Here is a 20,348-nt window from a genome sequence, read left to right as displayed (position 1 = left end):
GATGGAGAGCAATCGAGTGGCACCCAAGTCCAAGATCGAAGCCGTTGTCAATCTCGCCAAGCGGCGAGGCCTGGTCTACCCGTGCGGTGAGATCTACGGCGGTACCAAGTCCGCATGGGACTACGGCCCATTGGGTGTCGAGCTCAAGGAGAACATCAAGCGCCAGTGGTGGCGCAACATGGTCACCAGCCGCGAGGACGTTGTCGGCCTCGACTCGTCGGTGATTCTGCCCCGCGAGGTGTGGGTCGCGTCCGGTCACGTCGGTGTCTTCAACGACCCGCTCGTCGAGTGCCTCAACTGTCACAAGCGTCACCGTCAGGATCACCTGCAGGAGGCGTACGCGGAGAAGAAGAAGCTCGCCAACCCGGACGACGTCTCGATGGATGTCATCGGTTGCCCCGATTGCGGCACCGTCGGCCAGTGGACCGAGCCGCGCGACTTCAACATGATGCTCAAGACGTACCTCGGCCCCGTCGAGAGCGAAGAGGGCATGCACTACCTGCGCCCCGAGACCGCACAGGGCATCTTCGTGAACTTCGCCAACGTGCTGACCACCTCGCGTAAGAAGCCGCCGTTCGGGATCGGTCAGATCGGCAAGAGCTTCCGTAACGAGATCACCCCGGGCAACTTCATCTTCCGCACCCGCGAGTTCGAGCAGATGGAGATGGAATTCTTCGTCAAGCCGGGCGAGGACGAGCAGTGGCATCAGTACTGGATCGACTACCGCCTTGACTGGTACACCGGCCTCGGTATCAACAAGGACAACCTGCGTCTGTACGAGCATGCGCCGGAAAAGCTTTCGCACTACTCGAAGGGCACGACCGACATCGAGTACCGCTTCCACTTCCAGGGCAGCGAATGGGGCGAGCTCGAGGGCATCGCGAACCGTACCGACTTCGATCTCTCGACGCACTCCAAGCATTCGGGCACCGAGCTGAACTACTACGACCAGACGACGGGCGAGCGGTACACGCCGTACGTCATCGAGCCGGCGGCCGGTCTCACGCGTTCGCTGATGGCCTTCCTGGTCGACGCCTACACCGAGGACGAGGCGCCCAACTCCAAGGGCGGCGTCGACAAGCGCACAGTGCTCCGCCTGGATCGCCGACTCGCTCCCGTCAAGGCTGCCGTTCTGCCGCTCTCGCGTAACGCGGACCTGACGCCGAAGGCCAAAGATCTTGCAGCGCAGCTGCGTCAGAATTGGAACGTCGAGTTCGACGACGCCGGCGCCATCGGTCGTCGTTACCGTCGCCAGGACGAGATCGGCACACCGTTCTGCATCACGGTCGACTTCGACACTCTCGAAGACCAGGCTGTGACGGTGCGTGAGCGTGACTCCATGGCGCAGGAACGCGTCGCCCTCGATCAGGTGGAAAGCTACCTGGCCGCACGGCTGATCGGCTCCTGATTCTCGTTCGAAGCTGACGGGCGGTCCTTCTCAATCGAGAAGGACCGCCCGTTTTCTCTTTCCCCGATGGTCCTTCAGGCGCAGGATCGAAGTTATGAGAAAACTCAGCGTGACCAACAGCGTGACTCTCGACGGTGTCATGCAGGCGCCCGGTGGGCCGGACGAGGACCGTCGTGGCGGATTCGAGCACGGTGGGTGGGCAGCACCCTTCAACGATTCCGTCATGGCGCAGAAGATGGGGGAGGGGATGGCGAAGAAATCGGCGTTGCTGTTCGGTCGCAGAACTTACGAAAACTTCGCCTCGTACTGGCCGTTTCAGACCGACAATCCGTTTACCGAGGTGCTCGACAACACGCAGAAGTACGTAGCGTCAAGGACTTTGGGTGAACCGCTGCCGTGGAAGAACTCGACCTTGTTGAAAGGTGATGCCGCCGAAGCGGTCGCCACGCTCAAGGAAAGTGAGGGCCCGGATCTGGTGATTCTGGGCAGCGGCGACTTGATCACGTCCTTGGCCGAGCGACGTCTCGTCGACACCTACACTCTGCTGATACATCCGCTGGTTCTCGGAACCGGGCGCAGATTGTTCCCCGACGGAGCTGCGCTCGCTCAGTTCACCCTCACCGACAGCGTCCCCACGACAACAGGCGTCATCATCGCGACGTATCAGTTGAGCTGAACACAGTTGAGCTGAACACAGTCGAGCTGAGTACATCAGGGAACTCGCCGAAATGCCGGATCTGCCAGCGCTGAGTTCTGACTGCTTGCGCGCTGGTCGGCGTAACCCAGGGTGCATAGACCCGGACAGCGCGCTTACCGCCGGAGAAGTTCGTCGAGACGATGTCGTGTTCGACGAGGGTTTCGACGGGAAAGACGAAGTGCCCCGAATGCTCTTCGTCGTATACCTTCACCACGAACAGCATCACGCGGTCGCTGGCGTCGAATGGGCGGATGGGCCCGGCCTCGGAACGGCGCCACAGTGTGACGAACTGACCGAGCTTGGTCGGCGTCGTCTTGGCGGTTCGATAGACGGTGGGAAGGCCGTTGACGGTCAGCGTGTGAGCGTCGTACTCAGCACCCTCGGACTCGGGAATCGGTGTGGACCAGGTAAATCCGTCGGCGTTCATCGGCACCGATGATGCCACGAACCACCGACAACCTTCGTGACGAACGCTGTCGGTGGTAGTCCCGATTCAGGCCGAAGGCACCTTGTCGAGAAACCCGAGGACAAGCGTCACCCGGCCGTCGTCGTCGCGTTCGAGTACGTCGAATCCGTCGATCAGTGACTCGGCCCCCGACGGGCCGAGAGCCCAACCGAATCGGGCCTGTCGGTGATGCGCGTCCACAGGTCCGACGAGGGTGAAGTGCATGCCCGGAAATTGTTGCTGCACAGCGTTGATCATCGCGTCGATCTGATCGTGTCCGGTGACGTCCGCGAGCGGATCGGTGTAGCGACCGCCGGGTGCGAACAATTGCTCGACCCGTGCTTTACGGGCGGTGGTATTGGTTTCGTTCCACATGTCGATGTAGGCGTCGGCGATTGCGTCGAAGTCGCTCATGGTCGCTCCCTTGATCAGTTTCCGGTGGTGAATGTCCGGCGGCCTCGCCGGCTGAGACCACTGTTACTCCGAAACTGCGTCGGGTCGATTACCTCTGAGGTCATGGCCTCGGCTACCTCGGGTCGCTAACTTGAAAGAATGACCTTCGAGACGATGGACGTGGGCTCCGAACTCAAGCGGTGGCGGGAGCGGCGAAGGCTCACTCAGTTGGGACTCTCGGCGGCGGCAGGAGTGTCGACCAGGCATCTGAGCTTCATCGAAACCGGCCGCTCCAAGCCGAGCCGGGACATGATTCTTCACCTGTCCGAATGTCTGGATGTTCCTCTACGACAACAGAACACGCTTCTGCTGGCAAGTGGCCACGCGCCGGAGTACTCGCAGAAGTCGTTGGCAGAAGCGCCGATGTCAGCGGTGAGTGAGGCCATCGATCGCATCATCGACGCGCATGACCCGTATCCGGCCGTGGTGGTCGATCAGCAGTGGGAGATGGTCGCCGGGAACCAGGCCGTGGGAATTTTGACCGCGGGCGCCGCTGATTTCCTCCTGGAACCACCGGTGAACGTATTGCGTCTGAGCTTGCATCCCGAGGGCATGGCGCCGCGGATCGTGAACCTCGCGCAGTGGCGGGCCCACCTGCTCACAAGGCTGGCTCGGGAAGTGGAGGTCAGTGCGGATGCGCAGCTGTCGTCGATGCTCGACGAGCTGCGCGCCTATCCCAGCGGCGGAGACTGGCACGACGACCGCCCGAATTCCCTGCTGGTTCCGTTGCGTGTACGCGTCGGCGATACCGAACTGGCGATGTTCAGCACCACCACCGTGTTCGGTACGCCGCGCGACGTCACGCTCGCAGAGATTGCGATCGAATCGTTCTACCCGTCGGACACGCAGACGGCCGACTACTTTCGATCGGCCGCCGAGGTCACAGGGACTTCTTGCCGAACTTGAGCTTCCACGGCACCAGAGCAGACTCCAACTGAACCGAGAGACTCATCTTGGAGACGCCTTCGGTGCGCTCCTCGAAGCGGATGGGCGTTTCGGCGATCTTCATGCCGCGCTGAACAACTCGGTAGTTCATCTCGACCTGGAACGCGTAGCCGTTGCTCTGCACCGATTCGACGTCGATGTCGCGCAAGGTCTTTGCATGCCACGCCTTGAAGCCGGCGGTCGCATCCTTGACGTGCAGTCGCAGAATGGCGTTGACGTAGAAGTTCGCCCAGGCGGACAAAGCCTTGCGGTGCCACGGCCAGTCGCCGGCGACTGCGCCGCCTTCGACATAGCGGGAGCCGAGAACGACTGCCGCATCGGTAGTGGTGAGGATCTCGATCATGGCGGGGATCGCTTCGGACGGGTGCGAGAGATCAGCGTCCATCTGAATGACGATGTCTGCGTTCTCCGCCAGAGCCCGGCTCATGCCCGCGACGTAAGCACGGCCGAGTCCGTCCTTGACCGTGCGGTGAAGCACTCCGACCGGGATGGGACCGTCGATACCCAACTTGTCCGCAACCTCACCCGTTCCGTCGGGGGAGTTGTCATCCACCACGAGGACGTGCAGGTTCGGGATCTTCAACGCGGCGAGGCGATCGACGAGCTTTGGCAGGTTCTCACGCTCGTTGTATGTAGGTACAACGACGGTTATCTGCGGGGCGACGCTTTCCATAACACCTTCGTATGATCTGTGATCCCGACTTGCCGGATGAAGCGTACGACGAGTGCGGTCGTGAACAAAGTAGGGATTTTACTACCTCGACGGGATCCGTCAGAACCGGCCGCCGCCGCCTCGACTGGTTCGGCCGCCGCCCCCGCCGCCGAAACCACCGCCGCCGCCACCGCGACCGGAGCGTCCGCTGCTGCTCGGTCCGCCGTACGAACGGGGCCCTCCGCCACCTCGCAGAATGCTGTTGATCAGGATGCCGCCGAGGATCGCTCCTGTCGCATCGCCACCGCCGCCACGGGGTCGTTGGTTTGCTTCCCAGGTGTTGACGTCGTTCTGCGCGGCGCGAAGTGAGTGCGTCGCCAAGGTGGTCGCGGCCTGGGCGTGTTGCAGCGCCTTCGACGGATCCGAGGCCTGCAATTGCTGGGCCGCCTGCAGGTGCCGCTGAGCCTCGGCGTAGCGAGTGCGCGCCTCCGCTCCGATCGCGCCGCGCCTGGTTCCGAGGAAGTCGCCTGCAGCGGTCACCTGAGCCTGTGCGGCCAGAATGTCCTGGGCGAGGCGCTGCTGTGCACGTTCGAGCTGCTGCTTCTGCTCCTGAGCGTCGGCAAGAAGCGCGTCGAGTTGGGCGTCGGCCGCGACGATCTGGTTGAAGGCTGTCAGCGGATCGCTGTCCTTCGACGTCTGAGCATTCGCCAACGCTGCCTGGGCCGCGGCCTTCGCGTCCGCCAACTTCTGCCCGCCCTGCGCCAGGTAAGCGTCTGCAGCGGTGATGCCCTGCTGGACGTCGTCCATCGCGGACGGAAGTGTCGCGATGGCGTTTCGGATGTCGTCGGCGGCGTGATCGACGCCGTCGAGTAGCTTGCGTGCCTGATCGAGGGCGGCTTCGGCCGTGCGAATCGCAGTGACGGCAGCGCCTTGCTTACCGGCCGGCAGTGCCGTCGCGTCTCGTCCTTCCTCGATCGACTTCTCGGCGAGCGTCAGGCGCTCACTCGCCATCGTGACGTTGTTCACGACCGATGCCAGCGTCGGCGCGGGGAATTGATCCTTCAATTTGGTCAGAATCGCCTCGGATTCGGGCAAGCGCACGCTGAGAGAAACAACACTCTGCGTCAACGCATCGAGGCGGGCGGGGGCGTTGATGAGAAGGTCGCGTAGTCCGTCGAATTCCTCGACGCGAGCTTCGAGTTCTTGGTCGGCTCGACCGCACGAGGAAATGATGTCGATCAGCATCTGTCGGCGTTGATCGGGAGTTTCCGGGATGGCGTCGTCGAGTCGCTGCCTGATCGCGAAGGCTTCGGCGAGGGTGGCCTTGGCCTTGTCGAATGCTGCCGAGAAGGGTGCGACGGCGGAATCTCCGAACTCGCTGCGGGCCAGATCGAGCTCCTCCTGGCTGCCGGCGATCGCGTTGTCCGTCTCGACGAGGATCTCCTTCGCGCGTTCGTCGAGCGTCGGCAGCGGGAGTGCGTTGAGGCTGGCGATGTCGTCGGGGGAGATGTTCTTCGCGGCTTCGACGCTTGCCTTGTTCTTGTCGTTCTTGCGCTTACGTGAGTACAGGACCACACCGCCCGTCCCGACCACCACAGCGCCGCCCGCGATGAGGAGTGTTCCGACTCCCATTCCGCCGCTCGTGTTGTTCGCGTCGCCGAGTGCGCCGGCTGCGGCAATTGCCGCGCCGGTCCAATCATCCTCGGCAAGAGCCGGTTCCACCGCGTCGGTATTGATCGATTCGATGTCGGAATCCGTGATGTTGCTCAGCTCAGCGGGCACATCGAGGTAGTAAGCACGCTCTGCCGTGGCAACTGCAAGCAGGACGGACTTCGTGCTCAGCGTCGACTTCGTGGCTGTCTGCTGTGCCCACGCCTGGCCACCCAGGTTGTTGAAATCGGGGACGAACGCGACCCACAGATCGATCTGGTGGTCCTCGCCGAGTTGATCGATCGCGGCTTGTATGTCGCTGCGTTGCCCGGAATCGAGGACCCCGGAGGTGTCGGTGATGTGATTCGGCAACACCATCGGGGCGTCTGCCGAGGCGAGCGCAGGACTGAAGACGAGCGCCAGCAGAGCGAAAATCGCAGCGACGGCGGCGGCGCTTCCCCGACGCCGAACGGGTCGGGTGATTGTCCGACTCTGCTCTACCGAGGACAACTGCGAGAAGTGTGGTGCGAGGGCCATGACGCAAATCTATCCGTTGTGGCGCGTCGGCATCGGAGGTGATCGCCGCGAACTGGCAGAATTGCGGGAGTGAAACCTGCTTTCGGTAACCGCCCCCACGACCCATCACCCTCACGGGCGGGCGGCTTCGGGGCAGGATTGGCTCGCTGGACGCGCCGACTGATCGCCGGTGCCGTGTTGATGGCCGTGGTTCTGGTCGGGGGTACTGCGTTCCGGGTGTGGCAGGTGGCGCGCATCGACGACACGCGGCCGGCCGACGCGATAGTCGTTCTGGGCGCGGCTCAGTATTCCGGCACTCCGTCATCCGTCTTCGAGGCCCGACTCGAGCAGGCGTACAAGCTGTACAAGCGCGGAGTGGCTCCGCAGATCATCACTGTCGGCGGTAAACAAGAAGGCGACGAGTACACCGAAGCGGCGTCGGGAAAGATGTATCTGACCGATCGCGGAATTCCTTCGAGTGCGATCACCGCGGTGGAGACCGGTTCGGACACACTGCTCAGCATCGACGCAGTCAGTGCCGAGATGTCCTCGCAGGGAATCAATTCCGCTGTCCTGGTCAGTGACCCGTGGCACTCCTTGCGAACGCGGACGATGGCCCGCGACACAGGACTCCAGGCGTGGACCGCACCTACTCGTCAGGGCCCGGCTGTCTTCACCCGCGAATCCCAGTTGCACGGAATCGCTCGCGAAACCGGCGCGCTGCTCTGGTATCAGCTCACGCACTTCTCGGCAGACTTCCCCTACACGGCAGGGCAATAGAGACCATGACAGCTCACACCACCTACGGAGGCGGCACCTACTCCGAACACGACCTCGAACGTCGTGTCGTCGAGGCGCCGAAGCGAGCGGGGTTGCCGGGTTCGCAGATCGCAGCGGCGCAGCATCGTTCGGACTTCTCGCGAGATCGGGCGCGTGTCCAACACTCCGCGGCTTTGCGGCGCTTGGCCGACAAGACCCAGGTTGTCGGCCCGCGCGACGGTGACACACCTCGCACGCGGTTGACGCACTCGATGGAGGTCGCACAGATCGGGCGAGGGATCGCCGACGGACTCGGTTGCGATCCGGACCTGGTGGACCTCGCCGGTCTCGCGCACGACATCGGGCACCCACCGTACGGTCACAACGGCGAGAAGGCCCTCGACGAAGTCGCCAAGGACTGCGGAGGTTTCGAGGGCAATGCGCAGAATCTGCGGATCTTGACCAGCCTCGAACCCAAGATCCTGCGCCCCGACGGTCTGAGCGCAGGCCTCAATCTCACCAGGGCGTCGCTCGACGCAGCCATCAAGTATCCCTGGACACGCCCTGAGCCCGGCGCGAAGTTCGGGGCATACGACGACGACGCAGAGGTGCTCGCCTGGGTTCGCGAGGGAGCGCCCGAGCGACGGCAATGCCTGGAAGCTCAGGTCATGGACTGGGCCGACGACATCGCCTATTCCGTGCACGACGTGGAGGACGGGGTGATCGCAGGCCGCATCGACCTTCGCTCGCTTGCCGATCCGTCCGAGCAGCGCGCACTGGCAGAGCTCGGGGCCTCCGAGTTTCGCGGATTGGTAGTCGACGATCTGATCGAAGCCGCCCAACGGCTGTCCGAACTCCCCGTCGTACGCGGGGTCGGAAGTTTCGACGGAACGCTAGGGAGTTCCGTCGCATTGAAGAATCTGACGAGTGAATTGGTGGGACGCTTCGCCACCGCGGCGATCGCCAGCACCCGGCTGACACACGGTGACCGACCCCTCTCGCGCTATCAAGCCGACCTCGACATACCCGAGGCCGTCGCATCCGAGGTGGCGTTGCTCAAGACCGTGGCGCTGTACTACGTGATGTCCGACGCCGGACACAAGGCGCGCCAGGATCGGCAGCGTGATCGTGTTCATCGCGTCGCGGAATGGCTGCTGGCAACTGCGCCGGCCGGGCTCGATCCGATCCTGCTGCCCGCGTGGGAACGCGCCGCGGACGACGGTGCCCGGGTCCGGGTGGTGGTGGATCAGATCGCGTCGTACACGGAGAGTCGGCTGGAACGGGTGGACAAAGCGAGCCTGGGCGCGCAGGCCAGCTGGGGCTGAGCCACTTACGCCCTCAGCAAGTCATCCGCGTCGACGGGTCGGTAGTGGTATCGAGCCACTTGCCGTAAGCGTCGCCACCTGCTGCGCGAACGTCCTTGCAGATCTTCGACTCGGTGTTCCCGGATTCGCGATACACCGTGTAGATCGCCGTCCCCGAATCGGAGACTTGACGCAGTGACGGGCAGGACTGGTCTGTGCGTAGGTATTTCGAGCCGGGGAACGCGTCGAGGTAGTTCTGGATCTCGCTGGCGTACGTTGCCGGATCGGTGGCATTGGCCAACACCACGATTCCGGTTCCTTTGCACGAAGGGACGGTGATCGGCTTGCTCACCCCGAGATCGCCGTTCTTCGTGGCGGAGTTCGGCGCCCGCGTGGTCGTGGTTGCCTGCTGTCCGGCGGTGGGTAGCGGCTCGAGCATCGGCGTTCTGACCGGATCCTGAATGGGTGCCAGTGCCGACGTGGCGGTGGAAGCTGCTGCAGCGGTTGGTGATTCGGGGCCCGAATTCCCCAGCGTCACCCAGGCCGCTGTGCCTCCTGCGGCCAGAACGAGTGCAATTCCAGCCGCACCGATCGCGATCGGTGCTCGGTTTCGCTTGGTCTTTGTCACGATGTGCGTGTAGTTCCCGTGAGCGGGATTCGCCGTGGTGTAGGTGGGCTGCCCGACGATCGTGGGTTGCAATCCGCCGGCGGCACCGGGGGTGTGGGTCGTAGAGAGGGCCTGCCGCGCTTGGAGTGCGAGCGCTCCCGTAGTCGGATAGCGGTGTGCGGGATCCTTTGCCATGCCGCGAGCCACGACGGCGTCAAGGCCTTGCGGGAGCGACGGAACCGCCAGTGTGGGGCGCGGCGGCGGAGCGTTCAGGTGCGAATTGACGAGATGGCCGATGCTTGTGGTGTTGAAAGGCGTTGTTCCGGTGAGGGACTGGTAGAGAACACAAGCCAGGGAATAGACATCCGCTGCGGCCGTCGGCGTTTCGATTCCGAACCGCTCCGGCGCCATGTATGCATACGAACCGACTGCGCTTCCCTCGGTGGTGATCTTCGTGTCCGTCTGTGAGTATGCGATTCCGAAGTCGACGAGGTAGGCGAAGCCGTTGTTCGTGAGAATGATGTTGTCTGCTTTGACGTCACGATGGATGAGCCCGCGGGCATGGGCGGCGTCCAACGCCGACGCGATTTGCGAGACGATGTCGACGGCTCGTACAGGCGTGAGTCGGCCGAATTCGGTCAACTGGGCTCGCAACGTATGACCTTCGACCAATCGCATGTCGATGAAGAGAACTCCGTCGATCTCGCCCCAGTCGTGCACCGGGATCACGTGCGGTTCGTTCAGGGCGGCGGTGGTGCGAGATTCTCGGCGGAAACGAGCTTGGAATGACGGGTCGGCCGCAAGCTCTCGATGGAGCAACTTGAGTGCGACCAGGCGATCCTTCGAGGTGTCGTACGCCTCGTACACTTCACCCATTCCGCCTCGGCCGAGGAGGCTACGCAACTCGTACACGCCGAATCAGGTTCCTGATCGCCCTTCGTGCGCGCTCGAGGCGTTTTCAGTCATCGTCGGTCCCATCGCTGCGGTGCAGAGTCGGCCATCAACATATCGTTGTCAGGAGGTGCCGGGCGACCGCCTAGACTGATGTACGTGGCGGGCCGAATTTCTGACAGAGACATCGCGGCCATTCGCGAACGCACTCGCATCGAGGACATCGTCGGTGAATACGTTTCACTCAAGCGTGCCGGTGGCGATTCGATCAAAGGTCTGTGTCCCTTTCACGACGAGAAGTCGCCGTCGTTCCATGTGCGACCCAACCACGGCCTCTACCACTGCTTCGGCTGCGGTGAGGGTGGTGACGTGTACTCGTTCCTGCAGAAGATGGATCACATCAGCTTCGTAGAGGCCGTCGAGCAGTTGGCGGATCGACTCAGCTACACGATTTCGTACGAGGGCGGCGGACCGTCCGTTCAGCGCGATCGCGGCACCCGTGCACGCTTGATCGCAGCAAACGCTGCGGCTCAGGAGTTCTACGCCGCTCGTCTGCGCGAACCCGATGCCCAGGCGGCTCGCGACTACCTCACCGAGCGAAACTTCGACGGTGCCGCGGCCTTGCAGTTCGGGTGTGGATACGCGCCAGAAGGTTGGGACACTCTCACAAAACACTTGATGTCCAAGGGCTTCGAGTTCAAGGAACTAGAAGCAGCCGGGCTGTCCAAAGAAGGCCGGCGAGGTCCGATCGACCGGTTCCATCGCCGACTTCTGTGGCCGATCCGCAGCGTCGCCGGTGACGTCATCGGCTTCGGTGCCCGCAAGCTCTTCGACGACGACACCATGCCGGGTAAGTACGTCAACACGCCGGAAACGATTCTCTACAAGAAGTCTCAGGTCTTGTTCGGCTTGGACCTCGCCAAGCGCGACATCGCCAAGGGGCACCAGGCGGTAGTCGTCGAGGGTTACACCGACGTCATGGCGATGCATTTGGCCGGCGTCAAGACCGCCGTCGCTTCGTGCGGGACCGCCTTCGGTGAGGAGCACCTTGCGATGCTCCGTCGACTCCTGATGGACGACAGCTACTTTCGCGGTGAAATCATCTACACCTTCGACGGTGATGCCGCGGGGCAGGCCGCTGCGATGAAGGCGTTCGAGGGTGATCAAAAGATGGCCGGGCAGACGTTCGTCGCCGTCGCGCCCGACGGAATGGACCCGTGCGATCTGCGACTGAAGTCTGGTGACGCCGCCGTTCGCGACCTCGTGGCACGGCGCACTCCGATGTTCGAGTTCGTGGTGAAGTCCATCCTCACCGAACACGATCTGGAGACCGCTGAAGGTCGTGTCGAGGCACTGCGTCGTACCGTGCCCGTCGTTGCGCAGATCAAGGAATCAACTCTGCGCGACAGCTACGCGAATCTGTTGTGCGGATGGGTCGGTTGGGACGATCTTCCGTCGGTTCGACGACGCGTGCGTGACGAAGCTCGCAAACGGGCGTCGACGCGTGGATCGTCACCGGCGCCCAAGCGTCGTCAGGTTGTCGACCAACCTGCTGCCGATGCGCTTGCGCTGCCGATCGGAATCTCCAGGCCCCGGCCCAACGATCCCGCGCTCTCGACGCAGCGAGCTGTCCTCAAGGCCGCATTGCAGCACCCTGGCATCGCCGGCAGTGTCTTCGACTCGTTGCCGCCCGAGACGTTCACCCACCCCGCCTACGTTGTCATCAGACAGGCAATGGCTGACGCCGGTGGAACGAGCAAGGGACTCGGCGGCGCCGAGTGGATCGAAGTCGTCACCAAGGGCGTCGAAGACATGACGGTGGCCTCGGTTGTATCTGAGCTGGCCGTCGAACCGATGCCGTGTGACGAAGACACGGTTCCGCGCTACATCAACGGAGTGCTCGCACGACTGCAGGAAGCGTGGGTGGGCGAGCAGGTTGCCGACCTCAAATCCAAGCTTCAGCGCGTTTCACCTGCTGCAGCCCCCGAGGAGTACAACTCACTGTTCGGCGACCTCGTGGCGCTGGAGCAGTATCGCCGACAGCTGCGTGAGCAGGCTGTCGGCGACCAAAGCGTCTGACCTAACGGTTTTTCTTCAACTGGTCGTGGGGGACCAGAATCGTAGTCTCCTCGTTGATCGGCTTCATCGGCTCGAGCTTGGGCTGAGTACTCAGTGAGTCGGCCAGCTTCTGCCGTGACGCGTCCAACACCTTCTTGGTGGCCGGACTGGTGGCCACCGCCTTCGCGGCCCGGCTGATCTGCTCGTATCGTGCGCGGCCCGCTTTGGTTCCCAGGACGTACCCAGCTGCAACACCGATCAACAAACGCATCATTCCTGCTTCCCTCCAGCACCGATCGTCCTGACTCCATCCTGCCTGATGACTCGCTGGGCAGGCGATTTGGTACTTCGGTGAAGGATTCGCTACAGTTTCTCAGGCAACGCCGGAACGGGCGAAGCGAGCAAGACAATCCCCTGTAGCTCAATTGGCAGAGCTTCCGACTGTTAATCGGACGGTTGCTGGTTCGAGTCCAGCCGGGGGAGCAGTGAAGCCCCTCACCTGAGAAATCGGGTGGGGGGCTTTCTTGTTGTGGTCTGACCTTGTTTTTGTCTGACCTAGTGCGCTCGCAGCAGACCCACCGATCGAAGTGCCGATTCGACGTCTGCCGCCTTGTTTGCTTGTTCGCCGCGAATTCCCAGCCGTCGAGCGCTGAGGACGTTCACCGGGTTGTCGTCGACGAAGAAGGTCTGCTGTGGACGCGCATCGAGAAACTCCAGCGCAGCCAGGAAGGCCGCAGGGTCGGGTTTGGTAGCTCCGAGCATGCAGGAGAAAACATGCTCGTCGATTGCCGATGGAGTTACGACACTCTCGATGGCGGCCAAGAGAACAGGTCCGTTGTCGGAGAGTGTGGCGACCACGACCCCCTCGCTTCGAAGCGCGATTGCGAGATCGATGACCGCGCGGTCCGGGATGAAGGCCTTGGCCCAGGCTCGGCGTAGCTCGTCGCGGTCACCAGGAAACCCGAGTCGTCGAAAGCGTTCCAGGATCGCGGTTTCGGAGTGAATGCCGAGATCGCATTCCTGGTCGAACCCGGACGCGAACACGAGGGCATGAATCTCGTCTTCCGTGACGCCGATGGCCGCAGCCAGTTCTGCGGCGCGACGGTCAGGCTCGAATCGACACAGCACACCGCCCAAGTCGAACAACACGAGTTCAGGTGGTCCGCTGTCGTTCGCCATGTCGGAGAGGATAGGCGGCATCAGCACCCGTGAACGCGACGCGAAGATATTGGCGACAGATACACCAAAGCCCGACGCAAGTGTCTGCGTCGGGCTTTCGGTGGAACCGTCGAACTGTTTGACCGGTGCGCCTACTTCGCTGCGCGATCCGACGGCTCGAACAGCCGGATGATGTGGCTGGGGTTGATGTAGTAGACACCATTCGGAGAATTGAGAACGAGAGTGTCTTCGGTGAAATCGGTGACGGTGCCGTTCAGTTTCGCGCCGTCGGACATGATGATCCGGATCGTGGCCTTCGAGTTCTTGAATTCGGTCAGTGCAAGCTTCATGTGGTGATCCTGTTCCGTGGGGTGTGCACTCCCACGGTATCGGCTCATCGCGCCTGTGCCGACCAACCTTGGAAGACTCGACTCGAAAGAGTGCAACGCGTCACCGCCTGCCCGATTGTGATCCGCGTCGGATGTGCCGGTAACATTCGGATTCGCCGCGATGCATCGCATCCGGATGGGGCGGTAGCTCAGTCGGTTAGAGCCGTGGACTCATAATCCATTGGTCGCGGGTTCGAGCCCCGCCCGCCCCACGTTCAGTTGCCGTGAGCCCGCAGGTCAGACCCAATGACTTTTGTCGAAAGTCATGCTGCCGACGATCGCAACGGCGACAAGTGCGCAGAGTGCAATCAACAGGGCAGTTGCCCACAGGTAGTTGGTGCAGTTGCCCACACGTAGTTGGTATTGAATCGCACGCAACGCGCATGCGGGTACTTCTGAGTTGATCCTTCGTGGCTACACAAGTAAATGTCGTACCGCGATCGTCGATCTCGGACGAGGTGAAAGTCTCGGATCCGGATACCCAATCCTCGACAAGTATCGGGAGTGCAGTGCAATTGGGCGCAACCGAGCGAGCGACGTGCCGGACGTGAAGGAAATGTAGGTACCTATCCGGGTATTTCAGCGTGTGTGCTCGACGTACAGAAGTGTCACGCTTTAGACGAGCCTACTGGTGTAGGTACAAGGCAGTCGAGCCGTCCCCCCGCGGCTCGGCTGCACCCAAATGTTGACGCGCTGACCGGCAGCCGACTGTCGGAAACGACTCTACGCAAGGAACGGCAACGATAGTGGGCCCCGCAACTGCGGGGCCCTTTCCCTGTCTGAAAAGCGCTGTCGGACTTGGGTCATCACCATTGAGGACTTCGTGCTCGATCACTGGAAACGAGAGCCAACGAGGGCTGTCTCGCCGTCCTTGTCTGCGTCGGATCCATTTTGCCGAGCTTCGTGAATTGCAGAATCCGCAGTCCGCGAGAGCTCAGTAGTTGCCTCGATCGGGTGCAAAACCGGGCAATCGGAACAAAACACTTGTCGATGCGTTACAACTATTGTTAAAGTGTAACGATGAACTGCAAGTGAACAGCAACTTCAAGGTCTCGCTACCGGAAGCCGATGGGCGCCGGGGGAGATTCGTCTGCTGTCGATGGACGCGACGCCGTTGGGCCGCACGGATAAAGGCTCTGCGAATTGCGCCGGGTCGCACCCCTGATCAACCTGACAGACCAACGTAACGGAGAACATACTGTGACAATCAAGAACTCGATCGGGCCTGGTGTCGAAGCCGATCATGGAAACAGGCTGTTCGGCAACACTATTCGATCAGCTGAAGGTGAGGACCTGGTCCAGCGGCTGAATGCCATGTTCGAGCGAGCGAACAGCGCAGGTCAGGTGGTGAATCAACGAGAACTCTCGACCGTGCTTTCTGTGCGGAGATCCGAGGGGTCGCCGGGCGACCGGTCGATTCCGGCGCCTGACAGGCTGATGCATGCGATCGAGGGACTCTCGTACGAATCCCTTTCCCTGTTGATTTGTGCGGCCGAGCATTTACTGCGTTCGGAAGGGGTACATGTCGACTCGACGCCCTTCACGTGAGGGGCGACGAGACCCGTCGAGGAAATCGAAGTGATCGGTCCGTCGCCGACGAACGAGTATTTTGTCACGAACGGAATGACGTAGTTATGTCGTCGTTTGTAATTCTGTTGTGCGACCGGCGAATCAGGCCTCCGGCGTTGCTCGGTCGCACGATCCCGATTTCGCTGCTTCGAAGGCTTCTTGGGTGCGCTCACGCGCCTCAGCGTCGAATCCTCTTCAGTCGTCGTGCGGTCCGCTCGTGTCATCGCAGACTCGATCGATCGGTGACGCGGAATCGGTCGGAGTAGGTCCCAGTTCTTCGGCCGGTCCGAGTATCGACCGGCAAATCTTGTCGACGGAGTCAGATGCCGATACCGGCACAGAAATACGGATCAACATTCACCTCGGGAAGCCGCATGAAGTGAATTGACTATCGCAGTCTGCTGTTGTGGTGTGAACGTTGCCCAGGCGCTGGCGGAACCCACGAGTTCAGGGACATCGTTCCATCCAGGGCTCTGTAGCCGGGCCAACGCCGCCTCGACCGTCCCGAAAACTTCGAGGTACGCATGTGCGTCGTCGCATGTGAAGGCGAGTTCGTGGGGTTCCGCGTCGCCCACGTCCCCGCCACACGAAGTAAGCATCAGCACGAATGGAGTCGCAATAGCGATCATGATTCGCTTCATCGGCCAATCGAAGCAGACTGACCCCGCCCTGGCGGACTATTCTCGATCCATGCCGATCACCCCGGATACAAAGAACTGGACCTGGGTCCTCGAACGCCCATGCGCCGAGTGCGGGTTTGATTCGTCCGCTGTGGCGTTCGCGGATGTTCCAGATCTTGTGCGTAGCAATGCCGTCTCGTGGGCCGAGGTACTGGAGCGCGAGAATGTGACGGAGCGACCGGACAGCGAAACATGGTCAGCGCTGGAGTATTCCGCCCACGTACGCGACGTGTTCCGGATCTTCAAGGTGCGGTTGGAACAGATGCTCGAATTCGACGATCCGCGATTCGAGAACTGGGATCAGGACGCAACAGCCGAGGCCGAGCGGTACAACGACCAAGATCCGGCAAAGGTGGCATCGGAATTGTCCGACGCCGCGGCGGAGGTCGCGAATGCCTTCGAAACCGTGCCAGAGGGTAGCCGCCAACGACGGGGTCTCCGCAGTGACGGATCGGCGTTCACCGTCGAATCGTTGGCGGCCTACTTCATTCACGATCCGATCCATCACCTGCACGACGTCTCGGTGTAGTCAGAGCCCGCGCACCTCCTCGAGGGTTCTTCTGGCTCCGACGGAGTGCAATGAGTCGAGGGTCTTTCGGAAGCTAGCGACAAATCGGCGATCGTCCACGAGATCGCCGAACACTTGGCGGTACCCGATGAAGGCCAACGGGTCGCTCGACTGTTTCTGGGCGAGCGGCACCAGAGTGTCCGACAGCTGATCGACGACGGTGATGGGATCTCCGTTCTCGTCTGTGCCCTCGGCGTAGCGGGCCCAGCTAGCGACAATTGCGGTGGACAGGTTGATCGACCCACCGGTGTCGAGTTGGTTCCGGATGACGGGCAACAGCCACTTGGGAATTCGATCGGACGACTCGGCACACAGACGTGCAATCGTGTCGCGGATCTGGGGGTTCGAGAATCTTTCGATGAGGGTCTTCTTGTACTGATCGAGGTCGACGCCGGGTACCGGGTCAAGGGTCGGCGTCGCTTCGAGATTCATGTAGTCGAGCAGGAACCCCGACAAGAGTTCGTCCTGGCATGCCTCGTGGACCAGGCGGTATCCGGCAAGGTAGCCGAAGTACGCGATGCCTTGATGGCCGGCATTGAGAAGGCGCAGTTTCATCAGTTCGTACGGGCGAACATCCGGCACGAGATTGACGCCGGCATTCTCCAGAGGTGGCCTGCCTGAGGTGAACTCGTCCTCGAGGAACCACGCGGTGAACGGCTCAGCCGCGACCGGCCACTGATCTTCCACGCCAAACGTCTCGGCGATCTCGGTGGTCACCTCGGCTGTCGTGACGGGTGTGATCCGGTCGACCATGGAGTTGGGGAAGGCGCCGTTCTCGTCGATCCACTCCGCAAGTTCGGGATCCTTCAGGGCGGCGAACGCTCCGACTGCCGTCCTGGCGACCGATCCGTTGCCTTCGATGTTGTCGCAACTCATGATCGTGAACGGGGCGAGGCCCCGGTCGCGACGGAGTGCGAGTGCCGCACAAATCAGACCGAAGGTGGTGTGGGGGAGTGTTCCCGGCTCGAGATCGTGCATTACATCGGGATCGGACGCGTCGAACTCACCCGTAGTGTGCGAGATGTTGTATCCGCCCTCGGTGATGGTGAGAGATACGATTTTCGTCGATTCGGATGCCATCTTTTCGATCACCGCCTCCGGATCCTCCGGAGCGAACAGGTACTCGACGATCGACCCGATGACCCGGGCCTCGAGGGTTCCGTCAGAATGCTTGAGCGCCAGCGTGTAGAGGCAGTCCTGCGCGCGGAGAGCGTCTTTCATCCGCTTGTCCGACGGCATCACTCCCACTCCGCAGATTCCCCAGTCGAAGCCCTCACCGCGTCGCAGGAGATCATCGATGTACATGGCCTGGTGTGCACGGTGAAAGCCTCCGACACCGAAATGCACTATGCCAGTAGTGACTTTGCTCCGGTCGTAGTTCGGCACTTCGAGTGCAGCATCGAAGTCGAACAGGGTCTTCGTATTGAGTTCCATGAAAGTACTAGTCTCCTTCGGCGACGATGACTACGGCTTTGATGCTGCCGAGAATGCGATCGGCCACCAGGGCCTCTTGCGACTGTTCGAGTGAAAAGCGTGCTGTGACCATCGAGTCCAGATCGACGCGCCCGGCAGCGACCAATGCGGCGGCGATCGGCCACGTGTTGGCGTACCGGAACACTCCGGTCAGCATCAGTTCGCGATTCTGAATGATCGGGACCGGCAACGGTATCTCGTCGGCACCCATTCCGACCAGAACGACGGTTCCAGCGGGCCGAACTGCGTGAATCCCGTCGATCACTGCGGCCGTGGCACCCGACGCGTCGATGAATGCGTCGACGGCCAGCGAGCGTACGTCGCTCTCACGTGGATCAACGACGGTTGTTGCGCCGAATTTCAGTGCCACATCACGCCGGGCCGCGTCGATGTCCGAGACGATGACTTCCGTCGCGCCGAATGCCTTGGCCACCTGCGTCGTCACGATTCCTACCGGGCCGGCGCCGGCGATCAACACCCGAGAGCCGGCAGTGATCCCCGCCTTCTGGGCTGAGGCGATCCCTACGGAAAGTGGCTCGAACAGCGCAGCTGCCTCGTAGGACACGGAATCTGCGATGGGATGGGCGAAGTCGGCACCGATCGTGACGTAGTCGGTCAGCGCACCGTCGATCGGCGGCGTCGCGAAGAACTCCATATGAGGGCAGAGGTTGTATCTGCCTGCCTTGGATTCGGGACTTGTCGGATCGGGCTTCTGAGGCTCGATGGAGACACGCTGCCCGATGCGTCTTGGGTCGACGCCGTCACCGACCGCAGCGATGCGTCCCGATGCTTCGTGTCCGAGAACGAGCGGTGAGTTGACTACGTAAGGGCCGATGCGACCTTCGTGAAAGTAGTGCGCGTCCGACCCGCACACGCCCACGGCATGGATGCGAACGAGGACTTCACCCGCCTTCGGGGACGGTCGTGGTCTCTCGACCATCTGCATCTTTCCGGTCTCGACGAGGACATTTGCCCGAATTGTCGCAGGTAGATCGACGGATTCTCCGGAAACTGTTGTGTGGGTCACAACGTAGATGTTAGCTTAATGAGCATAAGAACATCTAGTGAGCATTTGCTCACGATCGAGAAACTTTGAACCTGATGCACAAGGAGACCGTGTGAACCAGTCGGCTCAGCCCACAGGACTCAAGACGTCGAAGTTGCCCGCTTCCGAGGATGTGCGGCTCGCCTTGCGGGCAGCGACCATGTATCACCTCGAAGGTGCCACTCAGGCGGAGATTGCAGCGAAGTTGGGCGTCTCGCGGCCGACAGCCGGGCGACTGTTGGCCAGGGCGCGGACGCAAGGTTTGGTCAGGGTCGAGATTTTGGTACCGCCGGAGCTCGAAGGTTCGGTGAACACGGAGTTGGAATCGAAGCTGGAGAAGCACTTCGGGTTGGCCGAAGTGTTGATCGTCCCCGAAGCGATTTCGGATGCGGACGACCCGGACTTCGACGCACTCGGTCGACGAGCAGCGGAAGTTCTGGTTCGTCGTCTGCAGCCGTCGAGCGTTCTCGGGTTTACCTGGGGTCCGGAAACCGTTGCGGTAGCAGGATCTTTGCCAGACAAGGCCGCGAAGTGCTCGGCTGTGGTACAACTTGACGGCTCCATGACGGTGACCGACTACCAAACCGGTGTCGACTTCACCATCGGCCGATGTGCACAACAGTTGCAGGCCAATCCTATTCGTCTCAACGCTCCGCTGTATGCCGACCCGGCGACTGTGGAGTCGATGCGAAACGACTCGGTGATCTCGAAGGCGCTGCAAGCCGGAACTGATTCCGACATCATGGTTTTCGGAGTTGGTGCCGTCTCGACTGCCACGACTTTGTTTGCCGGTAGCTTCGTCGACTCGACCATGCTGGACGAGTTGGAAAGTCGAGGCGCTGTCGGTGAAATCGGCGGCCGTTTCTACACCGTCGACGGCAATCCAGTGGAGGGGCCACTGCCTGAGCGAACGGTCTCCGTATCGCTCGACGCAGTGAAATCCTGCGATCAGACGATTCTGATTTCGGGGGGAACACACAAACGCCAGGCCGTTCTGGGCGCATTGCGCGGAGGTTTGGCAAACGTACTCGTCACCGACGTCGAGTGCGCCCAGTGGCTGCTCGAAGGCTAGCGATCTCAC

19 protein-coding genes and 2 tRNA genes are annotated in these 20,348 nt (G+C 61.8%); 11 read left to right on the top strand and 10 right to left on the bottom strand.

The window, feature by feature from the left end:
* Positions 1 to 16: 16 nt before the first annotated feature.
* Together M0639_RS17870 and M0639_RS17865 are read left to right on the top strand one after the other, a co-directional pair.
* Positions 17 to 1,408 (top strand): glycine--tRNA ligase, encoded by a 1,392-nt coding sequence (locus tag M0639_RS17870; protein ID WP_064074762.1) that lies wholly within the window; start codon positions 17 to 19, stop codon positions 1,406 to 1,408.
* 94 nt (positions 1,409 to 1,502) lie between these two features.
* Complete coding sequence (locus tag M0639_RS17865) at positions 1,503 to 2,084, top strand: dihydrofolate reductase family protein (RefSeq protein WP_064074761.1); 582 nt, start codon at positions 1,503 to 1,505, stop codon at positions 2,082 to 2,084.
* Here the strand turns inward: M0639_RS17865 and M0639_RS17860 are convergent.
* Both M0639_RS17860 and M0639_RS17855 read right to left on the bottom strand, forming a co-directional pair.
* The gene (locus tag M0639_RS17860) at positions 2,059 to 2,550 is read right to left on the bottom strand and encodes a MepB family protein (RefSeq protein WP_054781578.1); all 492 of its coding nucleotides are present in this window, start codon (positions 2,548 to 2,550) and stop codon (positions 2,059 to 2,061) included. The two genes, M0639_RS17865 and M0639_RS17860, sit on opposite strands and share 26 nt — an antisense overlap.
* Positions 2,551 to 2,598: 48 nt before the next feature.
* Positions 2,599 to 2,964, bottom strand: coding sequence for a nuclear transport factor 2 family protein (locus tag M0639_RS17855; protein ID WP_064074760.1), 366 nt, complete (start codon positions 2,962 to 2,964; stop codon positions 2,599 to 2,601).
* Positions 2,965 to 3,102: 138 nt separating this feature from the next.
* On the opposite strand from M0639_RS17855, the gene M0639_RS17850 reads away from it, so the two are divergent.
* Positions 3,103 to 3,909, top strand: a complete 807-nt coding sequence (locus M0639_RS17850; RefSeq protein WP_064074759.1) for a helix-turn-helix domain-containing protein — start codon at positions 3,103 to 3,105, stop codon at positions 3,907 to 3,909.
* Here M0639_RS17850 and M0639_RS17845 read toward each other — a convergent pair.
* Positions 3,884 to 4,621 carry a polyprenol monophosphomannose synthase gene (locus tag M0639_RS17845; protein WP_003944487.1) on the bottom strand — a complete coding sequence of 246 codons (738 nt, stop codon included), beginning with the start codon at positions 4,619 to 4,621 and terminating at the stop codon, positions 3,884 to 3,886. The two genes, M0639_RS17850 and M0639_RS17845, sit on opposite strands and share 26 nt — an antisense overlap.
* A gap of 99 nt (positions 4,622 to 4,720) precedes the next feature.
* Positions 4,721 to 6,787: a TPM domain-containing protein gene (locus M0639_RS17840; RefSeq protein WP_064074758.1), complete on the bottom strand. Its 2,067-nt coding sequence runs from the start codon at positions 6,785 to 6,787 to the stop codon at positions 4,721 to 4,723.
* Positions 6,788 to 6,856: 69 nt separating this feature from the next.
* Between M0639_RS17840 and M0639_RS17835 the strand changes: the two genes are divergently transcribed.
* Positions 6,857 to 7,546 (top strand): YdcF family protein, encoded by a 690-nt coding sequence (locus M0639_RS17835; protein WP_007731109.1) that lies wholly within the window; start codon positions 6,857 to 6,859, stop codon positions 7,544 to 7,546.
* Positions 7,547 to 7,551: 5 nt separating this feature from the next.
* Positions 7,552 to 8,850 (top strand): deoxyguanosinetriphosphate triphosphohydrolase, encoded by a 1,299-nt coding sequence (locus M0639_RS17830; protein ID WP_003941643.1) that lies wholly within the window; start codon positions 7,552 to 7,554, stop codon positions 8,848 to 8,850.
* 13 nt (positions 8,851 to 8,863) lie between these two features.
* Here the strand turns inward: M0639_RS17830 and M0639_RS17825 are convergent, their stop codons facing one another.
* Positions 8,864 to 10,348: a serine/threonine-protein kinase gene (locus M0639_RS17825; protein WP_231915099.1), complete on the bottom strand. Its 1,485-nt coding sequence runs from the start codon at positions 10,346 to 10,348 to the stop codon at positions 8,864 to 8,866.
* A 138-nt stretch (positions 10,349 to 10,486) separates the two neighbouring features.
* Here M0639_RS17825 and dnaG point away from each other — a divergent pair, with 138 nt between their 5' ends.
* Positions 10,487 to 12,406 carry a DNA primase gene (dnaG, locus tag M0639_RS17820; protein WP_030536590.1) on the top strand — a complete coding sequence of 640 codons (1,920 nt, stop codon included), beginning with the start codon at positions 10,487 to 10,489 and terminating at the stop codon, positions 12,404 to 12,406.
* A gap of 1 nt (position 12,407) precedes the next feature.
* Here dnaG and M0639_RS17815 read toward each other — a convergent pair whose 3' ends face one another.
* On the bottom strand, positions 12,408 to 12,659 hold the full coding sequence (locus tag M0639_RS17815; RefSeq protein WP_003941570.1) for a hypothetical protein: 252 nt from the start codon (positions 12,657 to 12,659) through the stop codon (positions 12,408 to 12,410).
* Positions 12,660 to 12,795: 136 nt separating this feature from the next.
* On the opposite strand from M0639_RS17815, the gene M0639_RS17810 reads away from it, so the two are divergent.
* Positions 12,796 to 12,868, top strand: a tRNA-Asn gene (locus M0639_RS17810).
* A 72-nt stretch (positions 12,869 to 12,940) separates the two neighbouring features.
* On the opposite strand, the gene M0639_RS17805 is transcribed toward M0639_RS17810, so the two are convergent.
* Positions 12,941 to 13,564, bottom strand: a complete 624-nt coding sequence (locus M0639_RS17805) for an HAD family hydrolase (RefSeq protein WP_231915100.1) — start codon at positions 13,562 to 13,564, stop codon at positions 12,941 to 12,943.
* A 131-nt stretch (positions 13,565 to 13,695) separates the two neighbouring features.
* On the bottom strand, positions 13,696 to 13,893 hold the full coding sequence (locus M0639_RS17800) for a hypothetical protein (RefSeq protein ID WP_003941659.1): 198 nt from the start codon (positions 13,891 to 13,893) through the stop codon (positions 13,696 to 13,698).
* A gap of 177 nt (positions 13,894 to 14,070) precedes the next feature.
* Between M0639_RS17800 and M0639_RS17795 the strand changes: the two genes are divergently transcribed.
* From M0639_RS17795 to M0639_RS17785, 3 genes are all read left to right on the top strand, one after another.
* Positions 14,071 to 14,144 (top strand) — tRNA-Ile (locus M0639_RS17795).
* Between the two features lie 931 nt (positions 14,145 to 15,075).
* On the top strand, positions 15,076 to 15,480 hold the full coding sequence (locus M0639_RS17790; protein ID WP_231915101.1) for a hypothetical protein: 405 nt from the start codon (positions 15,076 to 15,078) through the stop codon (positions 15,478 to 15,480).
* A gap of 711 nt (positions 15,481 to 16,191) precedes the next feature.
* The gene (locus M0639_RS17785; RefSeq protein ID WP_030536585.1) at positions 16,192 to 16,710 is read left to right on the top strand and encodes a DinB family protein; all 519 of its coding nucleotides are present in this window, start codon (positions 16,192 to 16,194) and stop codon (positions 16,708 to 16,710) included.
* Here M0639_RS17785 and M0639_RS17780 read toward each other — a convergent pair whose 3' ends face one another.
* On the bottom strand, positions 16,711 to 18,183 hold the full coding sequence (locus M0639_RS17780) for a mannitol dehydrogenase family protein (protein ID WP_042450149.1): 1,473 nt from the start codon (positions 18,181 to 18,183) through the stop codon (positions 16,711 to 16,713).
* Between the two features lie 7 nt (positions 18,184 to 18,190).
* Positions 18,191 to 19,201 carry an NAD(P)-dependent alcohol dehydrogenase gene (locus M0639_RS17775; RefSeq protein WP_042450271.1) on the bottom strand — a complete coding sequence of 337 codons (1,011 nt, stop codon included), beginning with the start codon at positions 19,199 to 19,201 and terminating at the stop codon, positions 18,191 to 18,193.
* A gap of 139 nt (positions 19,202 to 19,340) precedes the next feature.
* Between M0639_RS17775 and M0639_RS17770 the strand changes: the two genes are divergently transcribed.
* A complete protein-coding gene (locus tag M0639_RS17770; RefSeq protein ID WP_054826082.1) occupies positions 19,341 to 20,339 on the top strand; it encodes a sugar-binding transcriptional regulator in 999 nt (332 codons plus the stop codon).
* The last annotated feature ends 9 nt before the right edge of the window (positions 20,340 to 20,348 follow it).

The organism is Rhodococcus qingshengii JCM 15477 (assembly GCF_023221595.1).
Taxonomy (GTDB): domain Bacteria; phylum Actinomycetota; class Actinomycetes; order Mycobacteriales; family Mycobacteriaceae; genus Rhodococcus_F; species Rhodococcus_F qingshengii.
Note: the sequence above shows the minus strand (reverse complement) of the source record. Positions and strands in the feature narration are given on the sequence as shown.